This window comes from Halorubrum sp. (genome assembly GCF_046498025.1).
Lineage (GTDB): Archaea > Halobacteriota > Halobacteria > Halobacteriales > Haloferacaceae > Halorubrum.
Window position 1 is genome coordinate 25978 of the sequence record NZ_JAWOBM010000027.1, and the last position, 19447, is coordinate 45424.

Annotated in this window: 18 protein-coding genes and 1 pseudogene; 13 read left to right on the forward strand and 6 right to left on the reverse strand. The window is 68.0% G+C overall.

Annotated features, from left to right (window positions below; all coding sequences use genetic code 11):
• Positions 1 to 45 precede the first annotated feature (45 nt).
• Positions 46 to 843 carry an aldo/keto reductase gene (locus tag R6U01_RS06215; RefSeq protein ID WP_410285629.1) on the reverse strand — a complete coding sequence of 266 codons (798 nt, stop codon included), beginning with the start codon at positions 841 to 843 and terminating at the stop codon, positions 46 to 48.
• A 33-nt stretch (positions 844 to 876) separates the two neighbouring features.
• Between R6U01_RS06215 and R6U01_RS06220 the strand changes: the two are divergent.
• Positions 877 to 1059 (forward strand): annotated as a pseudogene (locus R6U01_RS06220) (CGCGG family rSAM-modified RiPP protein); the annotation flags it as partial.
• Positions 1060 to 1195: 136 nt separating this feature from the next.
• A complete protein-coding gene (locus R6U01_RS06225; RefSeq protein WP_410285596.1) occupies positions 1196 to 2197 on the forward strand; it encodes a DUF5821 family protein in 1002 nt (333 codons plus the stop codon).
• A 36-nt stretch (positions 2198 to 2233) separates the two neighbouring features.
• Here R6U01_RS06225 and R6U01_RS06230 read toward each other — a convergent pair whose 3' ends face one another.
• The gene (locus R6U01_RS06230) at positions 2234 to 3754 is read right to left on the reverse strand and encodes an aldehyde dehydrogenase family protein (RefSeq protein ID WP_410285597.1); all 1521 of its coding nucleotides are present in this window, start codon (positions 3752 to 3754) and stop codon (positions 2234 to 2236) included.
• Positions 3755 to 3843: 89 nt separating this feature from the next.
• Between R6U01_RS06230 and R6U01_RS06235 the strand changes: the two genes are divergently transcribed.
• Positions 3844 to 4581 (forward strand): helix-turn-helix domain-containing protein, encoded by a 738-nt coding sequence (locus tag R6U01_RS06235; protein ID WP_410285598.1) that lies wholly within the window; start codon positions 3844 to 3846, stop codon positions 4579 to 4581.
• Positions 4582 to 4594: 13 nt separating this feature from the next.
• Here R6U01_RS06235 and R6U01_RS06240 read toward each other — a convergent pair whose 3' ends face one another.
• Positions 4595 to 5461 (reverse strand): proline dehydrogenase family protein, encoded by an 867-nt coding sequence (locus tag R6U01_RS06240; protein ID WP_410285599.1) that lies wholly within the window; start codon positions 5459 to 5461, stop codon positions 4595 to 4597.
• Positions 5462 to 5644: 183 nt separating this feature from the next.
• Here R6U01_RS06240 and R6U01_RS06245 point away from each other — a divergent pair, with 183 nt between their 5' ends.
• The 6 genes from R6U01_RS06245 to R6U01_RS06270 all read left to right on the forward strand — a co-directional run bounded on the left by R6U01_RS06245 (position 5645) and on the right by R6U01_RS06270 (position 11683).
• Positions 5645 to 6979, forward strand: coding sequence for an ABC transporter substrate-binding protein (locus tag R6U01_RS06245; RefSeq protein ID WP_410285600.1), 1335 nt, complete (start codon positions 5645 to 5647; stop codon positions 6977 to 6979).
• Between the two features lie 9 nt (positions 6980 to 6988).
• Complete coding sequence (locus tag R6U01_RS06250; protein ID WP_410285601.1) at positions 6989 to 7948, forward strand: branched-chain amino acid ABC transporter permease; 960 nt, start codon at positions 6989 to 6991, stop codon at positions 7946 to 7948.
• Positions 7945 to 9126, forward strand: coding sequence for a branched-chain amino acid ABC transporter permease (locus R6U01_RS06255; RefSeq protein ID WP_410285602.1), 1182 nt, complete (start codon positions 7945 to 7947; stop codon positions 9124 to 9126). Before R6U01_RS06250 ends, R6U01_RS06255 begins: the two co-directional genes overlap by 4 nt.
• Positions 9119 to 9907: an ABC transporter ATP-binding protein gene (locus R6U01_RS06260; protein WP_410285603.1), complete on the forward strand. Its 789-nt coding sequence runs from the start codon at positions 9119 to 9121 to the stop codon at positions 9905 to 9907. The genes R6U01_RS06255 and R6U01_RS06260 overlap by 8 nt, the downstream gene beginning before the upstream one ends.
• The gene (locus tag R6U01_RS06265; protein ID WP_410285604.1) at positions 9904 to 10656 is read left to right on the forward strand and encodes an ABC transporter ATP-binding protein; all 753 of its coding nucleotides are present in this window, start codon (positions 9904 to 9906) and stop codon (positions 10654 to 10656) included. The genes R6U01_RS06260 and R6U01_RS06265 overlap by 4 nt, the downstream gene beginning before the upstream one ends.
• A gap of 106 nt (positions 10657 to 10762) precedes the next feature.
• The gene (locus tag R6U01_RS06270; RefSeq protein WP_410285630.1) at positions 10763 to 11683 is read left to right on the forward strand and encodes a DMT family transporter; all 921 of its coding nucleotides are present in this window, start codon (positions 10763 to 10765) and stop codon (positions 11681 to 11683) included.
• A gap of 9 nt (positions 11684 to 11692) precedes the next feature.
• Here R6U01_RS06270 and R6U01_RS06275 read toward each other — a convergent pair whose 3' ends face one another.
• A complete protein-coding gene (locus R6U01_RS06275; protein ID WP_410285605.1) occupies positions 11693 to 12490 on the reverse strand; it encodes an RIO1 family regulatory kinase/ATPase in 798 nt (265 codons plus the stop codon).
• Positions 12491 to 12643: 153 nt separating this feature from the next.
• Here R6U01_RS06275 and R6U01_RS06280 point away from each other — a divergent pair, with 153 nt between their 5' ends.
• Positions 12644 to 13792 carry an acyl-CoA dehydrogenase family protein gene (locus R6U01_RS06280; protein WP_410285606.1) on the forward strand — a complete coding sequence of 383 codons (1149 nt, stop codon included), beginning with the start codon at positions 12644 to 12646 and terminating at the stop codon, positions 13790 to 13792.
• Positions 13793 to 13829: 37 nt separating this feature from the next.
• Here R6U01_RS06280 and R6U01_RS06285 read toward each other — a convergent pair whose 3' ends face one another.
• A complete protein-coding gene (locus R6U01_RS06285) occupies positions 13830 to 14939 on the reverse strand; it encodes an OBG GTPase family GTP-binding protein (RefSeq protein ID WP_410285607.1) in 1110 nt (369 codons plus the stop codon).
• A 151-nt stretch (positions 14940 to 15090) separates the two neighbouring features.
• On the opposite strand from R6U01_RS06285, the gene R6U01_RS06290 reads away from it, so the two are divergent.
• Entirely contained in the window at positions 15091 to 15291 is a 201-nt protein-coding gene (locus tag R6U01_RS06290; RefSeq protein WP_410285608.1) for a hypothetical protein, read from the forward strand.
• Between the two features lie 167 nt (positions 15292 to 15458).
• On the opposite strand, the gene R6U01_RS06295 is transcribed toward R6U01_RS06290, so the two are convergent.
• Positions 15459 to 15914 (reverse strand): hypothetical protein, encoded by a 456-nt coding sequence (locus R6U01_RS06295; RefSeq protein WP_410285609.1) that lies wholly within the window; start codon positions 15912 to 15914, stop codon positions 15459 to 15461.
• 231 nt (positions 15915 to 16145) lie between these two features.
• On the opposite strand from R6U01_RS06295, the gene coxB reads away from it, so the two are divergent.
• Entirely contained in the window at positions 16146 to 16922 is a 777-nt protein-coding gene (gene coxB / locus R6U01_RS06300) for a cytochrome c oxidase subunit II (protein WP_410285610.1), read from the forward strand.
• Positions 16919 to 19417 carry a cbb3-type cytochrome c oxidase subunit I gene (locus tag R6U01_RS06305; protein WP_410285611.1) on the forward strand — a complete coding sequence of 833 codons (2499 nt, stop codon included), beginning with the start codon at positions 16919 to 16921 and terminating at the stop codon, positions 19415 to 19417. The genes coxB and R6U01_RS06305 overlap by 4 nt, the downstream gene beginning before the upstream one ends.
• Positions 19418 to 19447 lie beyond the last annotated feature (30 nt).

A 19447-nucleotide genomic window follows, 5' to 3' on the forward strand; every position in this document is an offset into this window, starting at 1 on the left:
TCGGAAACGGTCCGAGAGCGTCGACGCGAGACGATCGACCGCCCGTCAGCGGTTCCACGCCGCGTCGTCGGGGTCGATCCGCCGGTCGCCGGGCCGCAGCGCGTCGACCGACTCGAGGATCGACGGATCGATCTCGGCGTCGACGGCGCGGAGGTTCTCGACGACGTGGTCGCCTGTCGCCTTCGGGATCGGCGTGACGTCGCGGGCGAGCGCCCACGCGAGCGCGAGGACGGCCGGCGAGCGACCGGCCCGCTCCGCGATCGCGAGGAACTCGTCGTCGTCGAACAGGTCCCCGCGGGCCAGCGGCGAGTAGCCGACGAGCCGGTGGTCGAACTCCGCGGCGAGGTCGCGGAGCTCGGGCTGCGGGAACCGCGGGTGACACTCCACCTGGTGGGCGGCGACGGGCGCGTCGAGCGTCTCGCGGGCCTCCCGGAGCAGCTCCGGGGTGAAGTTCGAGACGCCGACGTGGTCGGTGAGCCCCGCGTCGCGCAGCTCGTCGAATATCGGCAGGGTCGCCTCGGCGTCGTACGCGCGGGTCGGCCAGTGGACGTACAGCAGGTCGACGCGGTCGAGCCCGAGTCGGTCGAGGCTCTCGCGGGCCGTCTCGCGGACGTCCTCGGGCGCGAGGTTCTCCGGGTGGACCTTCGTGGCGACGACCACGTCGTCGCGGTCGACGTTCGCGGCGGCGAGCCCCTCCCCGACCGCGGCCTCGTTGGCGTACATCTGCGCGGTGTCGACGTGGCGGTAGCCCGCCTCCAGCGCGGCGGTCACGGTGGCGGTGCACTCGGCGTCGTCGTCGAGGCCGGACGTGCCGAGTCCCAGCGGCAGTTCCAGTGGCGGCATGCCACTTGGTTCCGGCCCCCGAAGTAAAACAGTGCGCTCGCGGCCGTCGACCACACCGCGTCGGGGAACCACGTCAACCTCGTCACCCACGGCGACCTCGGCCACCCGACGGAGTTCCTCTACGACGCGCTCCGCGCGGAGCGCGACGGCCTCGACCCCGAGTACGTCGAGCGGTGCGGCTGCGGCGGCCACGTCACCCACGTGGACGTCCCCTGACAGCCCTCCCCCTCCGCGAGACGGACGCTCCGCCTCCTCTGGGAGACGGACGCTCCGCCTCCCTCGCGAGCCGACCGACGTCGCCGGGCGTCATCGCGCCGTCGCCATTCTTAATCCCCCGCCTCCTACCGGGAGTGTGTCCCGCGACCCGACGCTGCCGTTCGCCGACGGCCCGGGAGCGATCGGCGCCCTCGACGACCCGACGCTCGTGGACCCGTCGCCGTCGCTTCTCGCGGCCGTCGTCGAGGCGTACCGCGAGGCGGCGCCCGCGGTGGTCGACCCCGCTCTGTCGGGGCTTCGAGCCGCGACGGCGGCGGACTCGTCGACGCCGGCATCGCCGCCGACGGACCCACGCGCTTCGGACCTCCCCGCGCTCACCGTCCTCGCGAGCGACCGCGCGGTCGACGCCGTCGCGGATCGCTTCCACCCAGCGAGCCGGCTCGCGGCGCTCACCGAGACGGGCGTTTTCGATCTCCTGACGCTGCGGGAGCCGCAGCCGAACCCGGCCCTCGTCGGGCGGTCCACGGGGTGCGTGCTCGTCCCGACCGGGAACCGAGCCGGCCGCGCCGATTCCGGCGTCGAACCGACGGCGGAGTGGTGTCGCGTCGGCGTCGAACCGACGGCGGAGTGGTGTCGCGTCGGCGACGATCCGACGCTCCGAGACCGCTACGCCCCGCTGGTCGAGGCGGCCGACGCCCGCCGCCTGCGGACGCCGAGCCGCCGCCGGGTGTACGCGGGGGTCCGAGGGCGCTGCGGCGTCGCCGTCGCGGACGACGTGATCCGAGCGCTCGACGCCGATCTCGTCGCCGACACGAGCGTCGACGTCGCCGCCGACGGCTCCGGGGGCGGCCCGAGCGCTCCGCTTGACCTGGCCGGCGCGCGGCGCCGCGCCTACGTCGTCGGCGCGTCCCGCGGCGCCTTCGACCGCGACCTGCGCCGCGCCTGCGAAGACGCCGGGCTCGGGAGCTCGGCGACGTTCACGCGGATAAAACGAGAGCTTCGAGAGGCGGGCCTGCTGGGGACGGAGTCGGTCCCGCAGCCGGTCGGCCGACCGCGGGAGCGGCTCGTCGCTCGCGGCGCGCTCGCCGAGGCCGACGGACCGGTCGAGGCGGTCGCCGCGGCGCTGAACGTGACCTGACGGGCGTGTGGGAAACCCCCGGTGAGGGGCGAGGACTCAGTCCTCTTTCGTCTTGATGTCGGCCGAGAGCCCCTGTGCCATCTCGATCTCCTTCGAGTTGTTCAGGGTCCACGCGGTGCGGTCGGTGACCGCCTCGATGGCCTCTCGGGCGGAGGGGTAGCCGTTACCGGACTTCTTCACGCCGCCGAAGGGGAGCTGAACCTCGGCGCCGATACACGGGAGGTTCCCGTACGCGAGCCCGAGCTCGGCGTGGTCGCGGTAGTAGTTGATCTGCCGGTAGTCCTCCGAGACGATCGCGCCGGCGAGCCCGTAGTCGGTGTCGTTCTGGATATCGACCGCGCGCTCGATGTCGCCGTCGTACTCCAGGAGGGCGACGTGCGGCCCGAACACCTCCTCGTGGGTGCACCGGAGGTCCTCGTCGGGATCGGCCTCGTAGACGAACGGACCGATCCAGTGGCCGGCCTCGTGACCGTCGGGGATCTCGTCGGCGTCGAGGTCGGTGCGGTCGACGAGGACGTTCACGCCCTCGCTGCGGGCGAGCTCGTTGTACTGCGCGACCTTCTCGTGGTGTTCCGCCTCGATGAGCGGCCCCATGAACGTGTCCTCCTGAAGCGGGTCGCCGACGGCGACGTCCTCGGCGATCTCGACGAACCGCTCTTTGAACTCGTCGTACACGTCGGTGTGGACGATCAGGCGCTCGGAGGAGACGCAGCGCTGGCCGGTCGTCTTGAACGAGGACATCACCGCCGAGTGGACGGCGACATCGAGGTCCGCCGCTTCGGTGACCACGATCGCGTTCTTGCCGCCCATCTCGCAGGCGACGCGCTTGCCGGCGACGCCGCCGAGCTTGTCCTGGATCAGGTGGCCGACCTCGGCCGAGCCGGTGAAGATGACCGTCTCGACGTCCTCGTGCTCGACGATCGCGTTGCCGGCGTCGCCGAACCCCTGTACCATGTTGAACACGCCGTCCGGGATCCCGGCGTCGTCGAACATCTCCGCGATGATCTGCGCGCACCACGGGGTCTGCTCGGCCGGCTTGAACACGACCGTGTTCCCCTCCACCAGCGCGATGGCCATGTGCCAGTAGGGGATCGCGACGGGGAAGTTCCACGGGGTGATACAGCCGGTGACGCCGCGGGGATTCCGGCGCATGTACGCGTCCTTCGCCGGGATCTCCGAGGGGACGATGTCGCCCGCCGGGTGACGGGCGTCGCCCGCGGCCCACTCGACCATGTGAGCGGCCTCGACCACGTCGGCTTTGCCCTCGCTGATCTCCTTCCCGCACTCCTTGGTGACGACTCGTCCGAGCTCGTCGGTGCGCTCGCGCAGCTCGTGGTACACGTCCCAGAGGTACTCCGCGCGTTGGATCCGGGAGAGCTCGCGCCACTCGTCGAACGCCTCGTCCGCCGCGTCGACCGCCCGCTCGACGTCCGCAGGGGTCCCGCGTTGGAACTCGCCGAGGGACTCCCCGGTCGCCGGGTTCTCGCTCTCGAAGGTCTCCGAGCCCGCGCCCGAGACCCACTCGCCGTCGATGTAGTGTTGGTACGGCTCCGACATGGACGGCGATTGCCGCCCGCCCGTACAAATATCCCTCCCGACCATGGTCGGCAGAGTCTTTGTGATGCGGTGTCATAGACTCGACTACGATGGCAACGACCGACGCGACCGGGCTGGAGGGGTGGGAGGGAACGCGACTCACGCTCGACCTGTGGCATCCGAACTGCTGGGCGATCGAGGCGACGAGGCGGACCGCCGGCGGCGTCCTCGCCCACGCGATCTACAACTCGCCGCGGACCGACCGGAACGCGCCGAACTCCGTGAACGGCCTGTTCACGGCGTTCGCCGACACGAACGAAGAGGTCGAGGCGCTGCTCGACGTGATCCGCGAGTCCGACCGAGCGGGGAACCTCCTCGAACTGCAGGAGCGGTTCGGACGCGCGCGGGACGCGCCGGGCAACGTCGTCCGCGAGTTCTTTTTGGAGTACGACCCGGCGGACATGGTGTGCCCGACGCTGCTCCAACACGGCTTCGTCCACAGCGCGCCGGTGCGGATCGAGGACGGTCGCGAGGAGTGGCAGGTGTGTTTCGTCGGCGAGCGGACCGGGATCCGGGAGTCTCTCGACGCGGTTCAGGCGGACTCCGGCGCCGAGGTGACCGTGGAGTCGATGTCGTCGTCGGGACACGCCGGGCGGACCCCCCGCGAGCAGCGGCTCGACACGCTGACGACGACCCAGCGGGAGGTGTACGAGCACGCCCGCAACGCGGGGTACTACGAGTGGCCCCGCGAGGCGTCGACGCGCGAGCTCGCCGACGACCTGGACGTCTCGAAGACGACGATGCTGGAACACCTGCGGAAGGCGGAGGCGAAGCTGCTGGACCCGTGACCGCTGTCTTAGATTAGTTCCCGACGATCGCCCGCAGCGCGAACAGGGCGTTTGACTTGCGCTCCCGGATGCGGCGATAGAAGTAGGAGAACCACTTGGAGCCGTACGGGATGTACTGGTAGACCGCCACGTCGTCCTCGCCGGCGAGCTCGAACTGCGCCGACTCCCGGACGCCGGTCAGCATCTGGACCTCGTATGGGGTTCCGTGTTCGGCGTGCAGCTCCGCCGCGTACTCTATCATCGCGGGGTCGTGGCTCCCGACCGCGACGCCGTCGTCGAACGCCTCGAACATGTACGCGAGGCACTCCCGGTACGACTCGTCGACGCGGGCCTTCTTTTTGTACGACAGCTCGGCGGGCTCGTCGTACGCGCCCTTGACGAGTCGGACCTTCCCCGGCAGGTCGGCGAGCCGTTCGAGGTCCTCGCGGGTCCGCTTCAGGTTCGCCTGCACGCAGACGCCGACGTTGCCGTCCGTCTCGACCGCGTGCCGCTCGAAGGCGTCGAGCGTCACGTCCGTGGTCTCGTGGTCTTCCATGTCGATCCAGACGAACGTGCCGGTCCCGTCCGGGCCGGTCGCCGCCGGGCCGTTGGCCGCCTCGACGATGCGGGCCAGGTTCTCCCGGAAGGCCTCGTCGCCGACGTCGAGGCCGATCTGGCTCGATTTCACGGAGACGCAGGCGTCGAGGTCGCGATCCGCGATCGCCTCGACGAGGTCGACGTACGCGTCGGCGTCGGCGTCGGCGGGGGGCCGTTCCTCGTAGTGCTCGCCGAGGAGGTTGAGGATGCCCGCGACGCCGCGGTCGTTGAGCGCTCCGACGTGAGCGAGCGCGGCGTCGGGGGTCTCCCCCGCGACGAAATTGCTCGCGATGGGCGGTAGCATGTGAACACTGCGGATCCGTGTCGTGATATAAGGACACCCGACCAATTATTGCTGTTGAACCGATGGTGAACTAAATTCTGAGAGGCAAATATTGCGCAGACGGCGGAGGGAGAGACGACGAAACCGACCATGGACGGGCAGGGTTTGAGATAGTCCTACGTCCACTCCGACTACAGGTCACATATGCCACGAGATACCACGGACGAGACGGATTCCCTCGCTGTACCGGACCTGACAGACCGGCGAACGCTGCTGAAACTGACCGGCGGTACGGGGCTCGTCGCCCTGTCCGGCTGTCTCAGCACGACCGACGACGGGGACGACGGAAGCGACGGCGACGACGGGGACGACGGCGATGACGGGGACGACGGAAGCGACGGCGATGACGGGGACGACGGAAGCGACGTCTACGAGATCGGGATGGTCGACTCACAGACGGGGTCGCTGTCCTCGTTCGGCGAGCGCAACCAGCGCGGCGTCGAGCTCGCCCTACAACACGTCAACGAGATCGGGATCGACGGTCGCGAGCTCGAGATCTCCGTGGAGGACTCGGAGAGCGAGAACCAGGGCGGCATCGCCGCCGCCCAGAAGCTCGTCAATCAGGACGGCGTCCCGTTCCTCATCGGCGCGGTCGGCTCGGGCGTCTCGCTGGCCATCTACGAGAGCGTCGTCGAGGGCACCGACGTCGTCCAGCTCAGTCAGAACTCCACGGGGCTCGAGCTCACGGAGTTCCCGGGACTGCTCCGGATGTCGCCGTCCGGGCTCAGCCAGGCGAACGCGCTCGCGGACCTCATCGCCGACGACGGCTACGACGAGGTGGCGCTGACCTACGTCAACAACGACTACGGCCAGAGCCTCGCGGACGCGTTCATCGACGCGTGGGACGGCGAACTCGCGTACGAGAACTCACACGACGGGGACCAGTCGTCGTACTCCGGCGTCATCTCGGAGATGGACAGCTCCGACGCGGAGGCGTGGCTGTTCATCACCTACCAGGCGGAGTTCGCGACGATGGTCAACGAGGTGTACTCGTCCGGGTACGAGGCGCAGTTCTACGGCGCGGACTCCGTCTCGGGCGACGACGTCCTCGAGAACACCCCCGAGGGGAGCATGGACGGCATGAAGATCGTCGTGCCGTCCGCGCCGGTCGAGGAGGAGAACTACCAGTCGTTCGCGGACGCCTTCGAGGAGGAGTACGACCGGACGCCGACCTCGTGGGCGGCGTACGCCTACGACTGTGTCGTCAACGCCGCGCTCGCGATTCAGGCGGCAGACGAGTTCACCGGCGAGGCGCTCCAAGACACCGTACGGCGCGTCTCCGGTCCCGACGGCGAGGAGGTGACCTCCTTCGAGGCCGCCAGCGAGATCCTCGCGGACGGCGGCGGCCCGGACGACGTCGACTACCAGGGCGTCAGCGGTCCCATCGACTTCGACGAGAACGGGGACCCGATCGGGTTCCTTCAGGTACAAGAGGTCCAAGATCACGACTACGAAGGCATCGACTTCATCGAAGGCTGATCCCGACAGATGAGCGTCCTCGGATACCTCGCGAACGGGCTCGTCTTCAGTAGCATCATCGTCCTCGGCAGCATCGGGCTGTCGCTCGTGTACAGCATCGCCGACTTCGCGAACTTCGCCCACGGCGACACGATGACCATCGGCGCGTACACGGCGCTCGTGACGTTCGGCGCCGTCGGCGGGCTCGGCGGCGCAGTGTTGGGGCTGCCGTACGGCTTCTTCCTCGCCTTGATCGTGGGGATCGCCGTCGCGGCGGTCGTCGCGATCGGCACCGAGAAGCTCATTTACGAGCCGCTCGACGTCGACTCGATCGGCCTGTTGATCACGTCGATCGGGATCGCGTTCATTTACCGCGCGGTGATCCAGATCCGGTTCGGCTCCGACTTCACCCGGTTCGGGATCCAGTCGCTGCGCCCGATCGAGGCGCTCGTCCCGTACGGTGTCCGAGTGACGCTCCACGACGTGGCGATCGTCGCCTCGGCGGTCGTCCTCGTCGCCGGACTGCACGTCCTGTTGCAGTACACCGACCTCGGCCGGAAGATGCGCGCGATGGCCGACAACCCGGACCTCGCGCGAGTCAGCGGGATCCGAACGAAACGGGTCAAGCTGTGGACGTGGGTCATCGGCGCCGGGCTCGCCGGCGCCGGCGGCGTGTTCCTCGGGCTGTTCAACCAGCTCTCGCCGCGGATGGGATTCAACCTCCTGCTGGTCATTTTCGCGGCGGTGATCCTCGGCGGGATCGGGTCCGTCTACGGCGCGATGGCGGGCGGCTTCCTCATCGGCATGATAACCCAGTTAACGCCGTTCTTCTCCAACGTGGTCGAGGCGCTACCGATCGGGCCGGGGTGGCTTGCGACCCTGCTCGAGAATCTGATAACCATCGAGTACGCGAACGCGATCGCGTTCGTGATCATGGTCGTCGTGCTGTTGATCCGTCCCAACGGGATCGCCGGGGAGGGGGCCACATGAGCCTGCTCTCCGATCCGAAGGCCGCGTTCACGGACCTGAGCCGCCCCGAGGCGTGGGTACTCGGCGTCAGCGTCGCGTTCGTGCTGTTCCTCCTCGTCGCGATGCTCACCGGGGCGCTCGGCCCGACGTACTTCCTGTTCCTCGTCGGACTGGCGGGGATGTACGCGCTGTTGTCCTTCGGGCTGAACGCCCAGTGGGGGTTCACGGGACTGATCAACTTCAGCGTCGCCGCGTTCTTCGGCATCGGGGCGTACGGCACCGCGCTGATGACCGCCGAGAGCTCGCCGATCGCGGGCGGGTTCAACCCGCTCGTCGGGCTCGTCGTCGCGCTCGTCGTCGCGCTCGTGCTAGCGCTGCTTATCGGCATCCCGACGCTCCGGCTCCGGGCCGACTACCTCGCCATCGCCTCGCTGGGGCTGGCGGAGGTCGTCCGGCTGGTCGTGCTCAACGAGCGCTGGCTGACGAACGGGAGCGCGGGCGTGCGGGGGATTCCGAGCTTCTTCAAGGGGTGGCCGGTGCTCTCGACCTTCCCGGAGGCGATGCCGGGACTCCGGCTGGTGGTGATCCCCGGCTCGCCGATCATCCTCGGGACGTCGTTCTGGCAGTCGCTGCTGAACGTCCTGCTCGTGCTCGCGTTCGCCGGCGCGACGTTCTTCGTCCTGCGGCGGGCACACCAGTCCCCATGGGGCCGGGTGCTGCGCACGATCCGGTCGGACGAGGACCTCGCGCGGGCGCTGGGGAAGAACACCTACTCGTACAAGATGCAGTCGTTCATCCTCGGCAGCCTGATCATGGCGCTCGCCGGCGTGTTCTACACGCACCTGAACCTCTACGTCGGGCCGGGCGATCTCGACCCGATCACGACGTTCTACGCCTGGGTCGCGGTGATCCTGGGCGGCAGCGGCTCCAACCGCGGGGCGCTGTTCGGCGGGATCGTCATCGTCACGATCCGCGAGGGAACCCGCTTCCTGAACGACGTGGCGATCCCGATCGACCCCGCACCGCTGCGGCTGCTGTTGATCGGGATCGTGATCGTCGCCGTCATGCGCTACCGGCCGCAGGGGGTCCTCCCGCCGCAGCGGGAGCTGATCTGGCCGAGCGCCGTCGACGGGGGCGGAACGCCCGAGACGCCGGACAGCGGCGTCCGCGATCAGAAGGGGGGTGGTGACGGTGAGTGAGGGCGCGCTCCCGAAAGACGACGTCGTCCTCCGCGTCGACGACCTCCAGAAGTCGTTCGGCGGGCTCGCGGCGACCGACCACGCGACTTTCGCGGTCGAGCGGGGCACGATCACGGGGCTCATCGGCCCGAACGGCGCCGGGAAGTCGACGCTGTTCAACCTCATCTCCGGCTTCTACGAGCCGGACGGCGGCACCGTGGAAGTGAACGGGACCGACGTGACCGGCATGGAGCCGTACCAGGTCGCCGACCACGGGCTCATCCGGACGTTCCAGACCCCGCGGAAGCTGGAGGGGATGACTGTCCGCGAGGCGATGCTCGTCGGGCCCCGGAAACAGCCCGGCGAGTCCTTTATCACGCTGTTCACTTCTCCCGGGGCCGTCGACGAGAGCGAGTCCGCGAACCTGGCCGAGGCGGAGCGGATACTGGAGGAGTTCGAGATCGACCACCTCGCGACGCAGCCGGCGACCGACATCTCCGGCGGCCAGATGAAGCTCGTCGAGCTCGCGCGAGCGATGCTCGCCGAGCCGGAGGTCCTACTGCTCGACGAGCCGGTGGCGGGGGTGAACCCGACGCTGGCGAAGAAGCTCAAAGACCAGATCCGGCGGCTCAACGAGCAGGGGACGACGTTCCTGCTCATCGAGCACGACATGGAGTTCGTGATGGACTTGGCGGACCCGATCGTCGTCCTCGATCAGGGACACGTCCTGACCGAGGGGACGCCGGATGGGGTCCGCGGCGACGACCGCGTCATCGAGGCGTACCTCGGAGGCGGCACATGAGCGACGACACCACCGGCCCCGCGGACGGGGGTCACGGCGGAACCGAGCCCGTGCTCTCGCTGTCGGGGGTCGACAGCGGGTACGGCGAAGTGCAGGTGCTCGACGACTGCTCGATCCGGCTCGATCCTGGCGAGATCGTCTGTCTGGTCGGTCCGAACGGGGCCGGTAAGTCGACGGTGCTCAAGACGGCGTTCGGGATGTTGACCCCGTGGACGGGGACCGTCGAGTACCACGGGCGCGACATCGGCGGGATGGCGCCCGAGGAGATCGTTCGCGAGGGGATCGGCTACGTCCCGCAGACCGACAACGTGTTCGGCTCGCTCACCATCGACGAGAACCTCCGGATGGGCGGCGTCGCCCGCGACGGCGGCCTCGAAGAGGTGATCCAGACGCTGTACGACCGGTTCCCGATCATCGACCGGAAGCGCACCGCGAAGGCGCGGACGCTCTCCGGCGGCCAGCGACAGGTGCTGGCGTTCGCCCGGGCCCTGGTGATGGAGCCCGACGTGCTTCTCATCGACGAGCCCTCCGCGGGGCTCGCGCCGAACACCGCCGACGACGTGTTCGAGGACGTACAGGAGGTCAACGACATGGACACGGCGATCCTCATGGTCGAGCAGAACGTGACGAAGGGGCTCGGCATCTCCGACCGCGGCTACGTCCTCGACCAGGGGACCGTCCGCTTCGAGGGGACGCCCGAGGAGCTGCTGAACGACGAGGAGGTCTCGCAGCTGTACCTGGGCGGCTGACGCTTCCGTCAGCTTCGGCCCGCGGTGTCGACTCCGACTCGCGTCCCAGACCGCTCGTGAACTCACCTCCGGTGTGTCGACCGCAGTGAAGCCGTTCCGCCACGTCATGTCGACCGGCCTTGACCGCTACGTCTTCGCGCTCGCCCCGCTCGCAGCCGCGGCGCTGTGGGGCGGGATGTACGTCGTCAGCAAGTGGGGGTTCGCGCTGATCCCGCCGGTGACGCTCGGATTTCTCCGGGTCGCGCTCGGGGCGGCGGCGCTCTGGCTCGTCGTCGCCGGCCGCGGCGGCGCGGCACCGACGCGCGCGGAGTGGCCGACGTTCGTGGCGCTCGGCGGCTGGGTGACGCTGACGGTCGCGACCCAGTTCGTCGGTACCGGGCTGACGAACGCCAGTCAGGGGTCGCTCCTGACCGTGTTGACGCCGGTGTTCACCGTCGCGCTCGGCGCGCTCGTGCTCGGCGAGCGCGTCACCGCGACGAAGGCCGCCGGGATGGCCGTCGCCGGCGTCGGCACCGCTGTCGTTCTCGCCGGCCAGTACGACCTCGCGTCGGTCGCCGGCGGTAACCTGCTCGGCGTGACGCTGCTGCTCGTCGGCAGCGCGGCGTGGGCGGCCTACACCGTCTGGGGACTCCGCGCCGTCAGGCGGTACGGGGCGCTCCGCGCGGCGACGTACTCCTCGCTGGCGAGCGTCCCGATGTTGGGCGCGCTCGCCGTCGGCGAGCTGTGGTACCTCGGCCGGTCGCCGGCCGAGCTCCCGCTGACCGTCGAGTCGGTGAGCGCCGTGCTGTACCTCGGACTCGCGGCGACGGCGGCCGCCTGGTACCTCTGGTATAAGGGGTTGGAGTACGTCCCCGCGGGCACCGTCGCCGCGTTCTTTTTCGCACAGCCCGCCGTCGGGGCGGCGCTCGGCGCGGGGCTGCTCGGGGAGGCGCTCGGTCCGGGCTTCCTCGTCGGCGGCGCGCTGATGGCTGCCGGGATCTGGATCGTCAGCGTCGAGCGCGCGGACGCGCCCGACCCGACCGGGTGAGACCGCGTCCTAGGTGGTGCGCTTCTCCAGCTCCCCTTTCAGCTCCGCGGCCTCGAAGTCGTGGTCCGGCCGGATCGCGACGAAGTCGAGGAACTGCCGGGCGGCGAGCAACTCGTCGGCCGCGTAGCTCGACAGGGCGGCGTCGACTGTGTCCGCCGCGCCGATCAGGGGTTCCAGCGCGGCGAGCGCGCTCGCGAGGTCGTACGACCGCGCCGACTCGCGGCCATCGTCGCTCACGCTGGTCGCGTCGATGACGTACAGGTCCCCGTCCCGCACGAGGACGTTCTCCGCCCGGAGGTCGCCGTGGGCGAGCCCGGCGTCGTGGACGGTCCGGAGGATGTCGAACAGCGCCGGCGCCAGCTCGGCGACCGCGGCGCGGTCGAGTTCGTCGAGCGTCCGGAACTCGGGCAGGTACTCCAAGACGACGACGCCGAGGTCCCCGACCTCGAGCGCCTCGACCGGCTCGGGGGCGTTGACGCCGAGCTCCCGCACCCGCCGGGTCGCCTCCAGCTCGTGGCGGGCCATCTCGTAGGGGGTCTCGTAGCGCTCGAAGAAGCCCTCGGTGCCCGCGGAGACGGCGCCGAGGTTCCGGCCGGTGGTGAACAGCGTGTGGACGAGCGTGTTCTGCCGGGTGATCACCTTCACGAACAGGTCGTCGTCGACGACCATGGGCGTCGACAGCCAGTTGTCGGCGTCGAGGAAGCGCACCCGCATCGCGTCGCGGTCGTACCGGTCCGCCAGCTCCCGGACGACCCGCTCGATGTCGGGCCAGTCCACGCGACCGCGCACGAGCCGGCGGAGCTCCATATCGGGACCGAACGCGGTGACGACTCATAAATGGCGTCCTCCGCCGATAGCCCGGGAGCCTGGAGGACGATACGGGCGGCGAGGAAGCCGGAGCGCGCCGAATCCGTCACGGACGTTCGCATCGTTTATGCCGGCGCGTCGCAATTCTTGCCCATGGACTTCGAGCTACCCGCGGAACACCGGATGATACGCGACACCGTCCGAGAGTTCTGCGAGGAGGAGATCCGTCCGATCGCTCAGGAGATCGAGGACGAGCACCGCTTCCCCGACGAGGTGTTCGCCGACCTGAACGACCTCGACGTGATGGGCGTGCCGGTGAGCGAGGAGTACGGCGGGCTCGGCGGCGACCAGCTCATGTACGCCCTCGTCACCGAGGAGCTGGGCCGCGTCTCCGGCGGGATCGGGCTGTCGTACGCCGCCCACACCTCGCTCGGCGCGAAGCCGATCGAGCTGTTCGGGACGCCCGAACAGAAGGAGGAGTGGCTCCGCCCGCTCGCCGAGGGCGGCGAGATCGGCGCGTGGGCGCTCACCGAGCCCGGGAGCGGCTCCGACGCCTCGGGCATGGACACGACCGCCGAACACGACGCCGACGCCGGCGAGTACGTGCTGAACGGGACGAAGCAGTTCATCACGAACGCCAACGTCGCCAACAGCGTGCTGGTGAAGGCCGTCACCGACCCCGACGCCGGCTACGACGGCATCTCGACGTTCATCGTCGACCCCGAGAACGACGACGGGTTCGAGATCACGACCGTCTGGGACAAGATGGGGCTCAACTCCTCGCCGACCTGCGAGATCCGGTTGGACGACGTTCGTCTCCCTGAGGACCGGCTGCTCGGCGCGGAGGGCGACGGGTGGACGCAGACGATGAAGACGCTCGACGGCGGCCGGATCTCCATCGCGGCGCTCTCGGTCGGGCTCGCGCAGGGGGCCTACGAGGCCGCCAAGGAGTACGCGGGCGAGCGCGAGCAGTTCGGGAAGCCGATCGCGAAGTTCGACGCGATCCGCGACAAGGTGGTCCATATGCACCGACAGACCGAGCGCGCGCGGCTGCTCACGCACAAGGCCGCCGCGCGGTACGACGCCGGCGAGCCGGTCACGCGGGAGTCGGCGCTGGCGAAGCTCGACGCCAGCGAGGCGGCCCGCGAGGTCGCCGAGGAGGCGGTCCAGACGCTCGGCGGGTACGGCTACACCACGGATTTCGCGCCCCAGCGGTTCTACCGCGACGCGAAGCTGATGGAGATCGGCGAGGGGACGAGCGAGATCCAACACGTCGTGCTCGGCCGCGAACTCGGGCTGTAGGTCGCCCGCGTCGGGAGCGATCGGCCGAGCCGCCGGGTCACTTCCGCGCGACGATCCGGAGCACGTCCTCGTCCGCTAACTCGTGGCCCTTCCCGACCTGCTGGTCGTCGTGTTTCGCGCTCTGGCCGGACACGCGGGCGAACTTGAACCGCTCCTCGAACTCGCCGCCGATCTTCTGGCAGGCGTCGCCGACCGTGTCGCCCTCGAACAGGATCAACGGCTCCTCGTAGTCGACGCCGCGACCGGGCTTGTCCATGTAGATGCGGATCAGCCCGAGCTCCTCCCAGAGCCGCTCTCTGAGCCCGTCGAGGCCGAGCTCCTCCTCGGCCGAGATGAAGAGCACGTCGTCGGGGTCGAGGTCGCGCTCTCGGAGCTCCGTTTTGACTGTCGGGAGGTAGCTCTTGTCGATGAGGTCGGCCTTGTTCACCGTGACCATCGACGGGAGGTACACCCGGTTGTCCATGACCGCGTCGACGAGCTCGTCGATCGTGAGGTCGTGGGGGATCGTCACCTTGGCGTTGACGTAGCCGTACTCGCGGAGCACCTGTTTGACGGTCTCCTCGTCCAGGCTCACGTCGTCGCTCATCGTCACTCCGATCCCGTCTTTGTGGGTCTTCCGGACGTTGATGTTGGGCGGTTCCGTGTCGAGTCGGATGTTGGTGTTGTACAGCTCCTCGCGGAGGCGGTCGTACTGCTCGATCTCGAAGACGGAGAGCATGAACACCACGAGGTCGGCGGTCCGGACGACCGAGAGGACTTCCTTCCCGCCGCCGCGCCCGCCCGCGGCGCCCTCGATCAGCCCCGGCACGTCGAGGATCTGGATGTTCGCCCCGCGGTACTGTAACATTCCGGGATTGACGTCGAGCGTGGTGAACTCGTAGGAGCCGACCTCGCTGTCGGCGTTGGTGAGGGCGTTGATGAGCGTGGACTTCCCGACGCTCGGGAACCCGACGAGCGCGACCGTGGCGTCGCCGTGCTTCTCGACGGCGTAGCCGTGCCCGCCGCCGGCGGAGGACTGGTTCTCCAGCTTCTCCTTTTTTTCCGCGAGCTTCGCCTTCAGCCGCCCGATGTGGGCCTCGGTGGCCTTGTTGTAGGGCGTGTCGGCGATCTCCTCGCGGAGGTCCTCGATCTCCTCTTCCAGTCCCATTGGCGTACAGTCGGCCGTTCGCGTCGTTAAAGGTGTTCCTTCGGTCCGCCGGAGCACGTGACCGGCGATCGAGCGCCGTGCGAACGGTCCACGCTCGTGTCGATACTTCGACACGGTTATATTTGCGAGTCGTGATCGATCCGTACGTCGAATGCCCGATCCGTCGAGCCTCCGTGACAGCACGCAGATCATCCTCCCGTGTCACGCTCTGGACGGCCTCGGAGACCGGTTTCGAGAGCGGTTCACCGTGACGATCGTCGAGGACGACGGCTACTACCGGATCATCGGGAGTCCCGTGGAGATCAAGGCGGCGAGTGACTTCCTGGCCCGTAACGGCGTCGCAGTCGCGTAAGCATCGGGCGCACCAGGTGACGCGCGTCGGGCGCCCCTCGCGAGACACGGTCCATATTTCCTCGTTCGCCGCGCGCGAGACGCGGTCCACTTCGTTCACCGGCGAGCGACGTCACCGTGGAGGGCGATTCGAGAACGAAACGAGGGGGTCCGCAGAGAGGAGGACGCCTACCCGACGACGCCGACGAGGAGCTGGACGGCGACGAGAACGAGGAACACGAGTCCGGCGGCGAACGAACCGGCCGCGACGCCGTGCGCGTTGCCGAGTCCGCGTTCCCGAGCGCCGAAGTAGGCGCCGAGGAAGACGAAGCCGGTCACCAGGAGCCCGACGGCCGCGTAAGCGACCCCGAGGAGGCTGCCGGAGAGCCCCTCGGAAATCCCGAAGTCGCCCACGGCGAGCAGGGCGACGCCGCCGACGCCGACGGCGATCACCACGAACGCGACTGCCCAGACGACCGGTTTCTGGATGACGTCCCGGAACGCGTCGACGACCACGGTGTATCTGTCACCCGACCCGTCCGCGTCTGGCGCCGTTCGCTTCGCACCGATCTTCGCGACGGCGAGGAACGTGGCCGCGGCGAGCAGCCCCATTAGTGCCGTGCTCAAGAGCGTGAGTGAGACCATGATGGGTTTCGTTATTAGCCGGTCCGTTCGCGCGTACAAATAGCCTTCGTATACACGTCCGTGAGTGCCACCCCCCACCTCCCGAGCGTCACGAGTGCCGTCTCCCGCCTCGCGGGCGTCACGACCTCCCCGGACCACCTCTGCGGCATTCGAGACGCGGGACGGCCGACTTCGCTACACAAGAGCTAAGTGTGCCATCGCCAAGTGTGATACAAGAGCAGAGAGACGAACATGAAAGACTTAATTATCCTGCAACAGGGGAGCGACTGGCGCGCACAGGCGGAGGTCTTTGACGAGATCTTCTTCGTCTTTCTCGCGCTCGGTACGCTCGTCGGTACGATCGTCGTCGCGTACACGCTATGGAACGTGTACAAGTACCGCGACGACGGGGGCGAACCGAAAGAGGACTTCGACGCGCCGGTGGTCGGCGAGCTCCCGACGGGACAGGGCGGTCCGAAAGCGAAGAAGCTCTTCCTCTCGTTCGGGCTGAGCGCGATCGTCGTGATCAGTCTCGTCGTGTACTCGTACGGACTCCTCCTCTACGTCGAGGAGGGCCCCGACACGGACGAGGAGGGCGACATCGAGATCCTCGTCGAGGGGTACCAGTTCGGTTGGGAGTACGAGTACCCGAACGGTCACACCGAGACGAACGAGATGGTCGTGCCCGCCGACCAGCGGATCGACATCGAAGTGACCTCAAGCGACGTGTGGCACAACTTCGGCTCCTCGGAGCTTCGGATAAAATCCGACGCCATCCCCGGCGAGAACAGCAGTAACTGGTTCTCCGTGAGTTCCGAAGAGGTCGAAGCGCAGGGCGGCGAGGCGACGTACACGGTCGAGTGCTTCGAGCTGTGCGGGTCCGGACACTCGGCGATGAAGGGCGAGATAACCGTCATCCCGCAGGACGAGTGGGAGGAGTGGTACGAAGAGACTGAGGGTGACGAATCCGCCAGCATCGACGACACGGCCAGTATCGGTGGCGCCGCCGACGGGGGTGTCCCGGCATGAGCGAACTCCCGCCGACGACGTCGGTCAAGCGCTGGCTCGTGACGACGAATCACAAGGACATCGGGATCCTGTACCTGATCACGGCGCTGTTCTTCCTGCTGTTCGGCGGCGTGATGGCGCTGCTGATCCGGGTACAGCTGTGGGATCCGACGAGCCAGATCCTCTCCGGGCTCGCGTACAACGAGGCGGTCACCGCCCACGGGCTCATCATGGTGTTCTGGTTCCTCTCGCCGTTCGCCTTTGCGTTCGCGAACTACTTCGTTCCCCTCCAGATAGGGGCCGACGACCTCGCGTTCCCGCGGTTGAACGCGCTCTCGTACTGGATGTACCTGTTCTCGGGCGTCCTACTCGGAGCGAGCTTCTTCCAGGGCGGCACGCTGAGCGCGGGTTGGACGATGTACGCGCCGCTCAACGTGCCGATGTACACGCCGAGCATCGGGTCGACGGGCGCCATCCTCGCACTTATTATGTTCACCGTCGGGGTGACCGCCTCGACGGTGAACTTCCTCACCTCGATCCACCACTCGCGCGCCGAAGGGATGGGAATCATGGACATGCCGTTGTTCACTTGGTCCATCCTGGCGACCGTGTGGATGATGCTGTTCGCGTTCGCGGCGCTGCTCGCCGCGATGATGATCCTCGGCGCCGACCGCGTCCTCGGATCGGTGTACTTCTCCGCGACTGAGGGCGGATCGCTGCTGTGGGGTCACCTCTGGTGGTTCTTCGGTCACCCGGAGGTGTACATCGTCTTCTTCCCGGCGCTCGGGGTCATGCTGGAGCTGTTCCAGACGTTCTCCGGCCGCCGGCTCGTCGGCCGGAAGTGGGTGATCATCGCCATCTGTCTCATCGCTGTGCAGTCGTTCCTCGTGTGGATGCACCACATGTTCCTGACGACGATCAACCTGGAGATCAAGACGCTGATGATGGCGACGACCATCGGAATCTCCCTCCCGTTCGACCTCCTCGTGTTCTCGCTGATCTACACGCTGATCAAGGGGCGCATCCAGTTCACGACGCCGTTCCTCTTCGCGTTCGGCGCGCTGCTCCTGTTCATCCTCGGCGGTATCACCGGGGTGTTCCTCGGGGCCATCGTGCTGGACTACGAGTTCCGCGGCACGTACTGGGTCGTCGCGCACTTCCACTACGTCATGTTCGGCGGCGCAACGGCGCTGATCGGCGGCGTGTACTACTGGTTCCCGAAGATGACCGGAAAGATGTACGACGAGTTCCTCGGGAAGGTACACTTCGTCGTGTTCTTCCTCGGTTTCAACGCGGTGTACTTCTCGATGTTCCTCGCGTGGGAGACCCCGCGTCGGGTGTTCGAGTACAACCCCGCGTTCCAGATTTACCACCAGATCGGGACGATCGGAGCGTTCGCGCTCGGACTCTCGTTCTTTATTATGTTCTACAATCTGGCAAAATCGTTCGTCTCAGGGCCGGATGCGGGCGACAACCCGTGGGACTACTCGCGGACCGCCGAGTGGGCGGTCTCCTCGCCACCGCCGCTTGAGAACTGGCCGAACCGGCCGTCCTACGCGTCCGGCAAGCTCCAGTTCGTGAAAGACTACGTGCCCGACGGCGGACCGGCAGTCAAGACCGACGACGACGGCAACGTCGCCACCGACGGCGGGGACAGCCACTCCGATCACATCAAGAAGTACCCGTACTGGGACAAGCACCCGAGCCACGCCAGCATCTGGCCGCTCACGCTCTCGCTGATGACCGGGGTCTTCCTGTTCGGGCTCTCCGGATTTAACGAGGCCGTCGAGTTCGGCATCGGTGAGAGCCTCGCCACGACGACCGTCACCGTCGCGAACCCGCTGTACCCGATCCTCGTGGTCGTCGGGCTCGTCGGGCTCGTCGCCTCGGGCGTGAAGTGGGGGCTCGAGGACTTCCACGCCCCGCCGAGTGAGTTCGCCGAGCGGTGGCCGTTCAACGGCGTCGAGAAGGTGAAGCTGGGAATGTGGTTCTTCCTGGCGTCCGACGTGATCGTCTTCGGCGCGTTCCTCTCCGCGGCCATCTTCATCCGGTACAACGCCGGGTGGCGCACGTGGGAGCCGCTGGCGGAGGCGCTGCCGGGCCTCATCAACACGTTCGTGCTCATCACCTCCTCGTTCACGGTGATACTCGCGCTCGTCGCCGCCCACCGGAAGAGCCGGCAGGGGCTGTTGGCCTCGCTCGGCGCGACGATCCTGCTCGGGTTCACCTTCCTGGCGATCAAGATGTGGGAGTGGGAGCACGAGATCTTCGACCGCGGCGTCACGCTGTCGCAGAACGCGCACGGCGACCCGATCCAGGCGTCGATCTACTACGTCACGACGGGCCTCCACGGGATTCACGTCGTGGGCGGGCTGCTCATCGCCTGCTTCCTGTTCTACAGGGCGTATCAGGGCCACTACATGGACGACGAGCGGCCGATCGAATACTTCGGCCTCTACTGGCACTTCGTCGACATCGTCTGGGTGTTCATCTTCCCGCTGTTCTACCTCTTCTGAGGCGGCGTTCGCCGCCGCGGTTCGTTTCGC

Coding starts and splice junctions, on each gene's coding strand:
- R6U01_RS06245 (WP_410285600.1), top strand. CDS start 5,645: ATGCCACGAGATACCACGGACGAGACGGATTCCCTCGCTGTACCGGAC.
- R6U01_RS06275 (WP_410285605.1), bottom strand. CDS start 12,490: ATGGAGCTCCGCCGGCTCGTGCGCGGTCGCGTGGACTGGCCCGACATC.
- R6U01_RS06290 (WP_410285608.1), top strand. CDS start 15,091: ATGCCCGATCCGTCGAGCCTCCGTGACAGCACGCAGATCATCCTCCCG.
- R6U01_RS06230 (WP_410285597.1), bottom strand. CDS start 3,754: ATGTCGGAGCCGTACCAACACTACATCGACGGCGAGTGGGTCTCGGGC.
- R6U01_RS06250 (WP_410285601.1), top strand. CDS start 6,989: ATGAGCGTCCTCGGATACCTCGCGAACGGGCTCGTCTTCAGTAGCATC.
- R6U01_RS06235 (WP_410285598.1), top strand. CDS start 3,844: ATGGCAACGACCGACGCGACCGGGCTGGAGGGGTGGGAGGGAACGCGA.
- R6U01_RS06295 (WP_410285609.1), bottom strand. CDS start 15,914: ATGGTCTCACTCACGCTCTTGAGCACGGCACTAATGGGGCTGCTCGCC.
- coxB (WP_410285610.1), top strand. CDS start 16,146: ATGAAAGACTTAATTATCCTGCAACAGGGGAGCGACTGGCGCGCACAG.
- R6U01_RS06265 (WP_410285604.1), top strand. CDS start 9,904: ATGAGCGACGACACCACCGGCCCCGCGGACGGGGGTCACGGCGGAACC.
- R6U01_RS06270 (WP_410285630.1), top strand. CDS start 10,763: ATGTCGACCGGCCTTGACCGCTACGTCTTCGCGCTCGCCCCGCTCGCA.
- R6U01_RS06280 (WP_410285606.1), top strand. CDS start 12,644: ATGGACTTCGAGCTACCCGCGGAACACCGGATGATACGCGACACCGTC.
- R6U01_RS06305 (WP_410285611.1), top strand. CDS start 16,919: ATGAGCGAACTCCCGCCGACGACGTCGGTCAAGCGCTGGCTCGTGACG.
- R6U01_RS06215 (WP_410285629.1), bottom strand. CDS start 843: ATGCCGCCACTGGAACTGCCGCTGGGACTCGGCACGTCCGGCCTCGAC.
- R6U01_RS06240 (WP_410285599.1), bottom strand. CDS start 5,461: ATGCTACCGCCCATCGCGAGCAATTTCGTCGCGGGGGAGACCCCCGAC.
- R6U01_RS06285 (WP_410285607.1), bottom strand. CDS start 14,939: ATGGGACTGGAAGAGGAGATCGAGGACCTCCGCGAGGAGATCGCCGAC.
- R6U01_RS06255 (WP_410285602.1), top strand. CDS start 7,945: ATGAGCCTGCTCTCCGATCCGAAGGCCGCGTTCACGGACCTGAGCCGC.